The sequence below is a fragment of the Marinobacter sp. UBA3604 genome (assembly GCF_002375325.1).
GTDB classification, from domain to species: domain Bacteria; phylum Pseudomonadota; class Gammaproteobacteria; order Pseudomonadales; family Oleiphilaceae; genus Marinobacter; species Marinobacter salarius.
Map to the genome: position 1 here is coordinate 600 of NZ_DFMB01000045.1, position 13449 is coordinate 14048.

Sequence of the window (13449 nt, forward strand, 5' to 3'; positions counted from 1 at the left end):
ATTGAAAGAAACATGCATGAACAAAAAAGTTTGGGGTCGAGGCTAGCGATGTTCAGAAAACTCAATGTATACGTCGGCGTGATTGCTTTTGGGTTGTTATCCGGCCTGGCCAATGCGGTCACGCTGGAAGACGTGTCGTTTTCATCGCTGTCCGGGGATCGGGTCGAGGTGACGCTGTCGTTTGACGGCCAGCCACCGGAACCTACCGGGTACACGATCGAGCGACCTGCCAGGATCGCAGTGGACCTCCGGGACACGACCAGCGGCCTCGACAGTCGCAATATTTCGCTCGGGGGAGGTAACGCCCAGAGCATGACGGTTGTCGAAACCAAGGATCGCACTCGCCTGATCTTCAATCTGGCAGAGTTGGCCCCCTATGAGACGGTGCGTGCCCAGAACCATCTGGTCGTGACGATCGGCAGTCAGGGCAGCGGTGTTGCTGCTTCCGGCTCGGGTGCTTCTTCCATGTCCACCGCAACTTCAGGTGGACAAACAAGTTCATCCGCCTCGTCCTCTGGTAGCGGGCTCGCCGGGGTTGATTTCAGGCGCGGACAGGGCGGTGAAGGTCGTGTGATTGTGGATCTGGGCAGCGCCAGTACTTCCGTGGACTTGTCCGAACTAGGAGGTAAGATTCGCCTGACGATGGATGGCACCAGTGTGCCTGACAATCTTCGCCGGCGCCTCGATGTAACTGACTTTGCAACGCCTGTGACCCGTATTGATACCTTTACGGAAGACGGCAATGCGGTTGTGGAAATTCGTCCGGAAGGTAATTACGACTATATTGCCTATCAGTCTGGTTCCCAGTTTACTGTCAGCGTGGAAAGGCTGACGGAAGAGGAAGCCGAGTCTCGTCGTGAGGAGAAGTTCCCGTACACTGGCGATAAGCTCTCTCTTAACTTCCAGGACATCGAGGTTCGTTCTGTATTGCAGTTGATTGCAGACTTTACCGGCTTGAACCTTGTTGCCAGCGATACGGTCAGTGGCAGTATTACGCTGCGTCTGCAGAATGTGCCCTGGGACCAGGCTCTGGACCTGATCCTGAAGACCAAGGGGCTGGACAAGCGCCAGATCGGCAATGTACTGCTGGTTGCGCCGGCTGATGAAATTGCCGCCCGTGAAAAGCTTGAGCTGGAAACCTCCAAGCAGATCGCTGAACTTGCGCCGGTTCGCCTGGATATCATTCAGGTGAACTACGCCAAGGCCGGGGATGTTGTTGCGCTGATCGAGGCGGATGAGGAATTGATCTCCTCTCGGGGATTTGTGTCTTCGGATGCTCGCACCAACACCATCAGTGTTCGTGAAACCTCGGAAAAGCTTGATGAGATTCGCCGTCTGGTTTCGACCTGGGATGTTCCGGTTCGTCAGGTTTCCATTGAGGCGCGAATTGTAAGGGCGCAGACCAATGTTGCCGAAAACCTGGGGGTTCGCTGGGGTGGTGCTGCCTATGACGTCAGGGGCGATGGCAGTGTTATCTCTGTCGGTGGCTCTCAGGGAGCTGTTGGCGAGGCTCGTGATGCGGCCAATGGCACCAACAGTACTATTACTTTCCCAGGCGCGCTGGCAGTTGATCTTGGTGTTTCAGGTCAGGGAGCGTCGTCCTTCGCGATTGGTTGGGGGAGCGATGACTTTCTTGTGGACTTGGAGCTCTCTGCATTGGAGAGTGACGGGCAGGCAGAAGTTGTATCCCAGCCCCGTGTTGTGACGGCCGATCGACAGACCGCCAGGATCAAATCCGGTGAAGAGATTCCATACCAGAAGGCCGCTTCCAGTGGTGCGACTTCTGTATCCTTCAAGGAAGCTGTATTGGCCCTCGAGGTAACGCCTCAGATTACCCCGGATGACAAGGTTATTATGGATCTGGTGGTTAATCAGGACTCTCGTGGCGATGTAACCGCCGGTATTCCGGCGATCAACACCAACGAGGTAACGACGCAGGTGTTGGTTGGAAACGGCGAAACTGTGGTCCTGGGGGGTATTTTCCAATCAGAAGTAGCTACCACAACTACCAAGACGCCGTTCCTGGGTGATATTCCCTACTTGGGCCGCCTCTTCAAGCGCACTGAGCATGTCGATGAACGTAGCGAGCTGTTGATTTTCATCACACCAAAGATCATCAAGAGCGACCTGATTCAATAGTCTGGTTGCGTCCGACAAAAAACCGCCGTGTTCGCACGGCGGTTTTTTTGTCGGTTCATTTCCTGAAGCTTATGGAAAACGTTACCCTGTGATATTCTCACGCGCCGGAATGTAGATGAGCGGAAGTTATGTCCTTGCCAAAACGAGTTGTCCTGGTTGGCCCAATGGGTGCGGGAAAAAGCACAATTGGTCGCATGCTGGCCAAGGAGCTGGGCTATCGTTTTCTCGATTCCGACCGGATTATTGAAGAGCGTTGTGGTGCCAATATTCCCTGGGTATTCGATGTGGAAGGGGAAGACGGTTTTCGGCAGCGTGAAACAGCGATGTTGGCTGAGTTGGCCGACTACTCACAGACAGTGTTGGCGACCGGCGGTGGCGCGGTGATGAAGGAAGAGAATTACGCGCACCTGAAGCGTGATTCTGTCGTGGTATACCTGAAAACCTCGATCGAGCAGCAGGTTGAAAGAACAAGGCGGGATCGAAATCGCCCCCTGTTGCAGAACGATGATCCCGAGGCGGTCCTTAAAAACCTGTTTGCTGTGCGGGATCCGATCTATTCGCGACTGGCCGATATCGTCATGTTTACTGATCGCAAGAGTCCGAGACTGGTCGTTCGGCAATTGGTAAATCGAATTAATCCGAGGACGCCGCGCCACAAAAGGCAAATACGTAAGGAAGGCAGAAATCATGCGTGACTCACTGCGGGAGTTGACGGTTGAGCTGGGCGATCGAAGTTACCCAATCGTTATCGGTCAGGGACTGCTAGGTAGCTACGATCTGAGCCCCTGTGTCTCTGGCTCTCAGGTCATGATCGTGACCAACGAAACGGTTGCTCCATTGTATCTCGAGTCAGCTCGCGCCTGTTTCCCCGGCAAGCAAGTGGATACGGTTGTGCTTCCTGACGGCGAAAAATACAAGGATTGGCAGACACTGAACCGTATCTTCGACGGTTTGCTGGAGAAGCGTCATTCCCGCAAAACCACGCTTGTTGCGTTGGGGGGTGGCGTGGTCGGCGATATGACCGGGTTTGCCGCCGCTTCCTACCAGCGTGGTGTCCCTTTTATTCAGATTCCGACGACATTGTTGTCGCAGGTGGACTCCTCAGTCGGAGGAAAAACCGGCATCAATCACCCGTTGGGCAAGAATATGATTGGTGCCTTCCATCAACCGGAAGTCGTACTGATCGATACCGACAGCCTGAGAAGCCTTTCTCCACGGGAGGTGTCGGCTGGCCTTGCTGAAGTCATCAAATACGGCCTGATTCGAGACACCGATTTTCTGGCCTGGCTAGAGCAAGAAATTACGTCGCTCATTGATCTGGAAACGTCGGCTCTGGTGGAGGCCATCTATCGTTCATGCGCCTGTAAGGCGGACGTTGTTGCGAAGGATGAAAGGGAAGGCGGGTTGCGAGCGATACTCAACCTGGGGCACACGTTCGGTCATGCCATCGAGACGTTTGCTGGGTATGGCAACTGGCTGCACGGTGAAGCTGTCGGCACCGGCATGATGATGGCAGCGGATCTTTCCCTGCGCCAGGACATGATAACGGAAGAGGACCGTGCCAGGGTGGTGCGCATTATCGAGCGAGCCAGGCTTCCGGGGCGTGCGCCGGTGGGCATGTCGCCCGATGACTTTTTACGCTTGATGGCGGTCGATAAGAAGAATGTGGATGGTTCGCTACGCCTGGTTCTCCTGCGCAGACTCGGGGATGCGGTGGTGACGGATGCGGTGGATAGACGAGAACTGGATGCCACGCTTCGAGTATTTTGCGATGAAGTCTGACAAGGTCTGATCAGGGAAAAGACAGGGAATGACGGTGAATGACGAAGGGCTCAACAGTCATGACGGTGGCGGCCTGTTTCCGCGACTCCAGGAGCGTTATGGGTTGAGGGCCGATCCATTGGATATGGAAACACCCTTCTTTCCGGATGCCTCCCGCCACCATGCCCTGGAAACGCTTCGCCACCTCTGTGGCTTTGGTGACCTCGCTTTGCTTCTCACTGGTGATGTCGGGGCGGGCAAAAGCCGGTTGCTCGCGGAACTGGTGAGGAGCGAGTCCTCCCGTCTCGATTTTCATCGAGTGTCGGCCGCCGCACTGACGAGTACGCAGGCGCTGTCACGGGCGCTACTCGGTATTGCACATAAAGGGTTGAACCCCGGCGAAGGTGCGCGCGACGCCATCTACGGCTTTTTTCGATGGTCTGAAATCAAAGCTCGGAAGGGCCAGCGAATGGTTCTGTTGATTGATGATGCGGATCGTGCACCTGCCGAGTTGCTGAGGCTGTTGTTTTCGGCCTTTGAGGCTGCAGATCGCTCTGCGACGGCGGTTCCCGTGTTCAGTGGCAGCGGGCGATTGATCGAAATGCTTGGGTTGTCAGGAGACGGTGCCGGAGTGCATCAGATTCATCTTCGCCCACTGACAAAAGAGGAAGTCGCTGCGTACCTGGAGCCCCGGGTGCACCGCGCTGGTGGCAGTGCCAAGGACTTGCTGTCGCCAGGGAAGTTGTCACAGTTGCACAGTTTGAGTCAGGGGAGTTTTTCCCGTCTCAAGCGAGTGACACCAGCCGTATGGCTGGATATGGTATCGACTGAAAATGGCGCCAAACGGACGTTTTCGGTGCCGATTAATCTGCGTTGGCCTGCGCTGGCTTTGGTTATGCTTGCCGGTTCCTGGTGGCTTGTATCGCAGCAATATGATGATTCTGTGGCACGAGAGCAGGCAGAACCTGAGCCTGAAGTCATACGCAAGAGTGTCACCATTGGTCCTGGCAATCCGGATATTGACCCGGTTGATACCGGCGCAGGATTGTCAGAGCCGGCCGCTGAGCCAGAGTTGCCCCTGACGGACGAGCCTGATAAGCCTGTTCCAGAGCCAGAGCCAGAGCCAGAGCCAGAGCCAGAGCCAGAGCCAGAGCCAGAGCCAGAGCCAGAGCCAGAGCCAGAGCCCGATTTTGAACCCTCCCGTCCGGCTGTGTTTATGGAGCTTGAGAGCGTAAAGGCACGTGAGGGCTGGACTGTCCAGTTGATAGCCGGGAATCAGGAACAAACGGTGCTGAATCTGATGGATCGGTACGAGTCCATTTCCGGTATACTCTATACCTATACCCAGAGACAGGACCAGGACTGGTTTGTCGGCTTCTACGGCGAGTTTCCCTCGCGCGATGAAGCTCGAAAAGCAGTTGAACGTCTTCCTCAGGCCTTGCGGGACCAGTCTCCCTGGATTCGGCAATCACGCGATTTTTGATTGTCGGTGCCTGCCTGTTTTTTCTACTTAATTCCATAAAAACAATAACCTGAGTCTCTGTTTCATGGTGCGTGCTGTCTGACGCAGTACTCGTATTGAGCGTGCTCGCCCCCTAAAATAAAAACGCTTTGGTTTGAGTACGTATTTCTACGCGTGTAAAATAGCCAGCCCCCATTTTCAGTGTCGAAGGGTGAGTTTATTGTCTGATTGCCAATAACCCTTTGATTGAAAAGCATTTCTACGCGAGAGAACGCTTATGATGACAGGTTTGTATCATCCCGATGAATTCAGGGACAACTGCGGCTTCGGTCTGATCGCCCATATGAAGGGTGAGGCCAGCCACAAGTTGTTGCAAACTGCCATCGAGTCACTGACCTGCATGACCCACCGAGGTGGTATCGCTGCAGACGGAAAGACCGGCGATGGTTGTGGCCTCCTGATCCAGAGCCCGGATGCCTTTTTGCGCAAGGCCGCCAAAGCAGAATTTGGTAAAGAGCCTGAAGAGCTGTTCGCTGTGGGTCAGGTATTTCTTAACCCGGACGAGAACAAGGCCGCTGCTGGCCGTGCTGCAGTGGAAAAGCGCCTGGCAGAGCAGGGATTGGAAATCATGGGTTGGCGCAAAGTGCCTACGGACGACAGCTGCCTGGGGCCGATGGCGCTCGACTGTTTGCCATGGATAGAGCAAATGTTTGTGGTTCCCGCCGGTAAAACCGAGCAGGAATTCGCCATTGCGCTGTTTGTGGGTCGCCGTCACGCTGAGCGGGACATGGCCGATGACTCCGAATTCTATATCTGCAGCCTGTCCCACCGCACTCTGGCCTACAAGGGCCTGATGATGCCGGCAGACCTGGCGAACTTCTACAAGGACCTGGGTGATCCGGACCTGCAGACCGCTATCTGTGTCTTCCACCAGCGCTTTTCCACCAACACCATGCCGCGTTGGCCACTGGCGCAGCCGTTCCGCTATCTCGCCCACAATGGCGAGATCAATACCGTTGACGGCAACCGTAACTGGGCGATTGCCCGTGCCGCCAAGTTCAGCGCACCGGAACTGCCGGACCTACAGACGCTGCAGCCGCTGGTTAACCTGACGGGCTCTGATTCCTCCAGCATGGATAACATGCTGGAAGTGCTGCTGGCCGGTGGTGTCGACCTGTTCCGTGCCGTGAGAATGATGATTCCGCCTGCCTGGCAGAATGTGGATACCATGGATTCCGAGTTGCGGGCATTCTATGAGTACAACTCCATGCATATGGAGCCGTGGGATGGGCCAGCTGGCCTGGTTCTCTCCGACGGTCGCTATGCCGTCTGTATGCTGGATCGGAACGGACTTCGCCCGGCTCGCTGGGTTATCACCAAAGACGATTTCATTACTCTGGCGTCCGAGATCGGCACCTATGACTATAAGCCCGAAGACGTGGTGGCCAAGGGGCGTGTGGGTCCGGGGCAAATGCTTGCTATTGATACCGAGTCCGGCGAAGTCCTGCACACGAAAGACGTGGATAATCGCCTGAAGTCGGCGCAGCCCTACAAGCGCTGGCTGCGGGAGAATTCCCTACGGGTGGAGACCACGCTGAATCAGGACACGCCTGACTTCAAGCTGATGCAGTCAGACGAACTCCATATTCACCAGAAGATGTTCATGGTGTCTTATGAGGAGCGCGATCAGGTACTGCGCCCGCTGGCGGAAAACGGCCAGGAAGCCGTAGGCTCCATGGGCGACGATACTCCCATGGCTGTGCTGTCGAGCCGCGTCCGGCATGTGGCGGACTACTTCCGTCAGAAATTTGCCCAGGTGACCAACCCGGCCATTGATCCACTCCGGGAATCCATTGTGATGTCCCTGGAGACGTGCATTGGCGCGGAACGTAACGTGTTTGAAGAAACGCCGGAGCACGCCAACCGAATCATACTGACAACACCGGTGCTCTCGCCGGCCAAATACCTGAAGATTGCCAACAATGATCGGCCCGGATTCGAAGTTGCTCGTATCAACATGAGCTACAGTCCGGAGTTGGGGCTTGAGCAGGCCGTGCGTACCGTGTGTGACGAAGCTGAGCAGGCAGTCCGTAGTGGCAAGGTCATACTGATCCTGACCGACAAGGACCTGAAAGAGGGTGAGCTGCCGGTCAATGCCATGATGGCAACCGGTGCCGTTCACCATCACCTGGTCAAGAAAGGCCTCCGTTGTGATTCCAATATCCTGGTTGAGACCGGCTGGGCCCGCGATCCGCACCAGTTTGCTGTGCTGTTTGGCTTTGGTGCTACGGCGGTCTATCCGTACCTGGCGTACCAGGTGCTTAACGACCTGATCCGCACCGGCGAATTGATGATGGACCCCATCGATGCGAAGAATAACTATCGCAAGGGCATCAACAAGGGCTTACTGAAGATCCTGTCCAAAATGGGAATCTCCACCATTACCTCCTACCGGGGGGCACAGCTGTTTGAGGCGATTGGCCTGGCGGACGACGTGGTGGATCTGTGTTTCAAAGGTGTTCCCAGCCGTATCCAGGGCGCCGGTTTCTTTGATTTCCAACAGGATCAGGAACAGCTGGCGGCCGTGGCCTGGAAACATCGCAAACCCATCACCCAGGGCGGTCTGTTGAAGTACGTCCACGGCCAGGAGTACCACGCTTTCAATCCGGATGTCGTTGGTAAGCTGCAGGAAGCCGTAACCAGTGGTGATTACGGCCAGTATATGGAGTACGCGGGGCTGGTAAACGAACGCCCTGTTTCCACGCTGAGGGATCTGCTGGGATTCCGCAAGGACATTAAAGCCATTGATTTGTCGGAAGTTGAGCCGGTGGAAAATATATTCCCGCGCTTCGACTCTGCAGCCATGTCTCTTGGTGCGCTTTCCCCGGAGGCTCACGAAGCCCTGGCAGTGGCCATGAACACTCTGGGGGGGCGATCAAATTCCGGAGAGGGTGGGGAAGATCCGGCCCGTTATGGCACGGAGAAACGTTCCAAGATCAAGCAGGTGGCTTCTGGCCGCTTCGGCGTCACCGCAGAGTACCTTCGCAGCGCCGATGTCATGCAGATCAAGGTGGCACAGGGTGCCAAGCCGGGAGAAGGCGGTCAGTTGCCTGGTGGCAAGGTCAATGACCTGATCGCCCGCCTGCGTTATTCAGTGCCCGGTGTGACGCTGATTTCGCCACCACCGCACCACGATATCTATTCGATCGAGGATCTGGCGCAGTTGATCTTTGATCTCAAGCAGGTTAATCCGAGTGCGCTGGTTTCCGTAAAACTCGTATCCGAGCCTGGTGTAGGCACCATCGCAGCCGGAGTGGCGAAAGCCTATGCGGACCTGATTACGGTTTCCGGCTACGACGGTGGTACGGCGGCCAGCCCTTTGACCTCCATCCGTTACGCCGGTTCGCCCTGGGAGCTGGGCCTGAGTGAAACTCAGCAAGCGCTGCGTGCCAACGACCTGCGGGGCAAGATCCGCTTGCAGACCGATGGCGGTATCAAGACCGGTCTGGACGTGGTCAAGGGTGCCATCCTCGGCGCTGAAAGCTTCGGTTTCGGCACTACTCCAATGGTGGCCCTGGGTTGTAAGTACCTGCGTATCTGTCACTTGAACAACTGCGCCACCGGCGTCGCGACCCAGAACGAGCACCTGCGGGAGGAACACTTCAAGGGCACGGTTGAAATGGCCATGAACTTCTTCCGGTTCGTGGCGACCGAGACCCGGGAGTGGATGGCCAGACTGGGCGTTCGCAACCTGGAGGAACTGGTGGGACGTGTAGATCTGTTGGAGCGTCTGCCCGGCGACACCCCACGCCAGAAGAAGCTGGATCTGACGCGTCTGTTGTCAAACGACCACATTCCGGCGGACAAGCCCAATACCTGTCAGGTGGAGCGTAATCATCCGTTTGACGAAGGCAAACTTGCCGAGCAGATGGTGAAAGACACTGCGGAGGCAATAGCTGAAAAGGCCGGTGGTAACTGGTCTTACCGAGTCACAAACTGTGATCGGTCGATTGGCGCTCGCCTGTCGGGTGAGATTGCCCAGTTGCACGGCAATCAGGGCATGGTTTCGGCACCCATCACTCTGGATCTGGCTGGCACCGCCGGCCAGAGCTTCGGTGTCTGGAACGTGGGCGGACTTAATCTGCTTCTGGAAGGGGACGCCAACGACTATGTCGGCAAAGGCATGACCGGTGGCAAGCTGGTGATTCGGCCGCCTGCCGGAAGCGACTTCAAAACCCAGGACACCTCGATTGTAGGTAATACCTGTCTTTACGGTGCAACCGGTGGCAAATTGTTTGCCGCTGGCACCGCCGGTGAGCGTTTCGGTGTTCGTAACTCCGGCGCCCATGCGGTGGTAGAAGGTGTGGGCGATCACTGTTGTGAATACATGACGGGCGGCCTGATCACGGTTCTTGGCAGCACCGGTCACAACTTCGGTGCCGGCATGACGGGTGGTTTTGCCTACGTGCTGGATTTGAACAACACCTTCGTGGATAAGTACAACCATGAGCTGGTGGAGATTCAGCGGATATCCAGCGAGGAAATGGAGTCCTACCGTAATCACCTGCGCGGTGTGGTCCGCGAGCACATTTCTGAAACCGCGAGCGAGTGGGCAGAGCATATTCTTGACAATTTCGATGATTACATTGGCCGCTTCTGGCTGGTCAAGCCCAAGGCGGCGAACCTTCGCAGCCTGCTGGCCAGCACCCGGGCACGTCCCGAGTAAAGGCGGTTGAAACAGGTTGAGGGCGTTGCCGGTGAGGCAGCGCCCGCGTCGAAATTGAGTCTGATGAGAGCGTCACAATGAAAGAACGACTGAGTAACGACTTCCAGTTTGTCGAAGTAGGGCGTGTCGACCCGAAAAAAGTACCGGCAAAGAAGCGCAAAAAAGAGTTTGGTGAAATCTATCACCCATACACCCAGGATCATGCTGCGTCACAGTCGCATCGCTGCCTGGAGTGCGGCAATCCGTATTGTGAGTGGAAGTGCCCGGTACACAACTACATCCCGAACTGGCTGAAACTGGTGTCCGAAGGCAACATCATGAGGGCTGTGGAGCTCTGTCACCAGACCAATTCCCTGCCTGAAGTCTGCGGCCGCGTCTGTCCGCAGGATCGGCTGTGTGAAGGGGCCTGTACCCTGAACGACGGCTACGGCGCAGTAACCATCGGGTCAGTGGAAAAATACATTACCGACACAGCCTTTGCTCTGGGCTGGAAGCCGGATGTGTCTGCCGTCAAATGGACAGACAAAAAAGTGGCGGTGATTGGTGCCGGTCCTGCTGGCCTTGGCTGTGCCGACGTTCTGGTGCGCAATGGTGTAAAACCGGTGGTTTTCGATATCTATCCGGAAATCGGCGGCCTGCTGACTTTCGGTATCCCTGAATTCAAGCTTGAAAAGTCTGTGATGACTCGCCGCCGCAAAGTCTTTGAGGAAATGGGCGTGGAGTTCCGCCTTTCCACTGAGGTAGGCAAAGACGTAATGATGGCGGATATCCTCGAAGAGTACGACGCTGTCTTTATGGGCATGGGAACGTACACATACATGAAAGGCGGTTTCCCGGGCGAAGATCTGCCTGGCGTTCACGATGCACTGCCGTTCCTGGTCTCGAACGTGAATCGTCGTCTTGGGTTTGAGAAAGACGCCGACGATTTCATCGACATGAAAGGCAAGCGAGTGGTTGTGCTCGGTGGCGGCGATACCGCCATGGACTGCAACCGCACCTCGATTCGTCAACAGGCAGCGAGTGTTACCTGTGCCTACCGTCGTGACGAGCAGAACATGCCGGGTTCGCGCCGGGAAGTGTCCAACGCCAAGGAAGAAGGCGTTAAGTTCATGTTCAACCGTCAACCGATCGCTATTATTGGCGAAGACCGGGTTGAGGGGGTCAAGGTGGTTCAGACTCGCCTCGGCGAGCCTGACGAAAACGGGCGTCGTCGTCCGGAAGTGGTCGCTGGCAGTGAAGAAGTGATTCCGGCCGATGCGGTTCTGGTAGCTTTCGGATTCCGCCCAAGCCCGGCCGACTGGTTTGACGAGCTGAAGGTAAACACCGACGACTCTGGCCGTGTCAGCGCCCCGGAGGAAGTGGAGTTCGGCTTCCAGACCAGCAACCCCAAGATATTCGCCGGTGGCGATATGGTCCGTGGTTCGGATCTGGTCGTAACGGCTATCTGGGAGGGCCGCCAGGCGGCGGAAGGTATCATGGATTACCTGGATATCTGATAGCCTCCGGTTTTATCTGGACGAGAAGGGCGGCTTGCGGATGGCGGGCCGCCCTTTTTTATTGCCACAAACCGGGTATCATTGCCCTCCTAACTTTTGACAGACAGCAGACTGGGAATGCTATGACCGAGCTGAAAAACGACCGTTTCCTGCGTGCGCTGATGCGTCAGCCCGTTGATCGCACACCGGTATGGATGATGCGTCAGGCAGGCCGATACCTGCCAGAATACCGCGCGACCCGGGCGAAAGCCGGCGATTTTCTCAGTCTGTGCAAGAACACACCATTGGCCTGTGAGGTGACGTTGCAGCCACTGGAGCGTTTCCCTCTGGACGCTGCCATCCTGTTTTCAGACATCCTTACTATTCCTGATGCACTGGGGCTGGGCCTGTACTTTGAAACCGGCGAGGGCCCGAAATTCCGCAACACTGTCCGCTCTGCTGCAGATGTAGCCGCGTTGCCCAAGATCAATGCGGAAGTAGACCTGGATTATGTGATGAATGCAGTGTCCACCATCCGTGGCGCGCTCAATGGCAGCGTTCCGCTGATCGGCTTCTCTGGCAGCCCCTGGACGCTTGCCACTTACATGATTGAAGGTGGCTCCTCCAAGGATTTCCGCGAGGCCAAGAAGCTGATGTACGGCCAGCCGGAGGTGATGCATCAGTTGCTGGATCACCTGGCGGACTCGGTGATTGATTATCTCAATGGCCAGATTCGCGCCGGTGCTCAGGCGGTCCAGATTTTTGATACTTGGGGCGGTGTGCTGAGCAGTTGGGCGTACCAGGAGTTTTCCCTGAATTACATGAAGAAAATCGTCGCCGGCCTGATTCGTGAAAATGACGGTCGCCGTGTGCCGGTGATCCTGTTCACCAAAAACGGCGGCCAATGGTTGGAGTCGATTGCGGAATCCGGTGCTGACGCGGTCGGTCTGGACTGGACCACGGATATTGGCAGCGCCCGTGCTCGCATTGGCGATCAGGTTGCCCTGCAGGGCAATATGGATCCGGCCATGCTGTACGCGCCGCCCGAGCGTATTCGCCAGGAAGTAGCGGATATCCTGTCCCGCTACGGCACCGGCCCCGGCCACATCTTCAACCTCGGGCATGGCATCACCCCGGACGTTGACCCGGAGCATGCCGGGGCGTTTATCCGTGCGGTGACTGAGCTGAGTCCGGAGTATCACCTGCAAGACTGATGGTTGGGAGTGGCGGGCGGTTGTTGGGGCTTTCCAAAACACGCCCGTAAATACGTCCATGTAGGGCTCGGTCGCGCCATCCTTGGCGCTCCACGGTTTTGGAACGGCCCGGCAACCACCCTTTTTCGCACATTCGCGTTAACGCTCCGAAGATCTTCGTTGTTTAGTAATAGCGCTAGATAGAACCTCCTGTGCGGTCTATAGTCATATCAAACATGACCGCTCAACAGGAGGCACCCGTTGGCCGCAAAAGCTCCCGAAAAACGCCGTTTCCACAGAATCTCCTTCGATGCCGAATGCGAGCTGCATTGGCAGGATGAAGTGTGGGTCAGTGAAGTGCTGGATATTTCACTGAAGGGTGTACTGGTAAAACGGCCAGAGGGGTGGAATGTGCCGCTGAAACAGCCCTGTGAAGTAATAATCCATCTTGACGATCATGAGACTGGAATCGTGATGGCAGTGGAGTTACGGCATATTGAGAAAGAGCGGCTGGGGTTCAAGTGCCAGTACATTGATCTTGAGAGCGCTACCCATTTAAAACGACTGGTAGAGTTGAATCTTGGCGATCAGGCGTTGCTGGAGAGAGAGTTTGCGCATTTGATTGATTAATTCCGGAGAAAACTGCCAGGTTTGCAGGCGGGATTGGAAGGGCCTTTCCAAAAATGTGCGGAG

At 56.1% G+C, this 13449-nt stretch carries 8 protein-coding genes; all 8 read left to right on the plus strand.

What is annotated here, in order from left to right:
• The first annotated feature begins 48 nt into the window (after positions 1–48).
• On the plus strand, positions 49–2139 hold the full coding sequence (gene pilQ, locus B2590_RS13850; RefSeq protein ID WP_288354271.1) for a type IV pilus secretin PilQ: 2091 nt from the start codon (positions 49–51) through the stop codon (positions 2137–2139).
• Positions 2140–2267: 128 nt separating this feature from the next.
• A complete protein-coding gene (gene aroK / locus B2590_RS13855; RefSeq protein ID WP_199448565.1) occupies positions 2268–2834 on the plus strand; it encodes a shikimate kinase AroK in 567 nt (188 codons plus the stop codon).
• A complete protein-coding gene (aroB, locus tag B2590_RS13860; RefSeq protein ID WP_286811243.1) occupies positions 2827–3921 on the plus strand; it encodes a 3-dehydroquinate synthase in 1095 nt (364 codons plus the stop codon). The genes aroK and aroB overlap by 8 nt, the downstream gene beginning before the upstream one ends.
• A gap of 28 nt (positions 3922–3949) precedes the next feature.
• Positions 3950–5383 carry an AAA family ATPase gene (locus B2590_RS13865; protein WP_349678094.1) on the plus strand — a complete coding sequence of 478 codons (1434 nt, stop codon included), beginning with the start codon at positions 3950–3952 and terminating at the stop codon, positions 5381–5383.
• 256 nt (positions 5384–5639) lie between these two features.
• Positions 5640–10088, plus strand: coding sequence for a glutamate synthase large subunit (gene gltB, locus B2590_RS13870; RefSeq protein ID WP_286811247.1), 4449 nt, complete (start codon positions 5640–5642; stop codon positions 10086–10088).
• A gap of 77 nt (positions 10089–10165) precedes the next feature.
• On the plus strand, positions 10166–11584 hold the full coding sequence (locus B2590_RS13875) for a glutamate synthase subunit beta (RefSeq protein ID WP_286811248.1): 1419 nt from the start codon (positions 10166–10168) through the stop codon (positions 11582–11584).
• A 122-nt stretch (positions 11585–11706) separates the two neighbouring features.
• A complete protein-coding gene (gene hemE, locus B2590_RS13880; protein ID WP_286811249.1) occupies positions 11707–12777 on the plus strand; it encodes a uroporphyrinogen decarboxylase in 1071 nt (356 codons plus the stop codon).
• 240 nt (positions 12778–13017) lie between these two features.
• Complete coding sequence (locus tag B2590_RS13885; protein ID WP_286811250.1) at positions 13018–13386, plus strand: PilZ domain-containing protein; 369 nt, start codon at positions 13018–13020, stop codon at positions 13384–13386.
• The last annotated feature ends 63 nt before the right edge of the window (positions 13387–13449 follow it).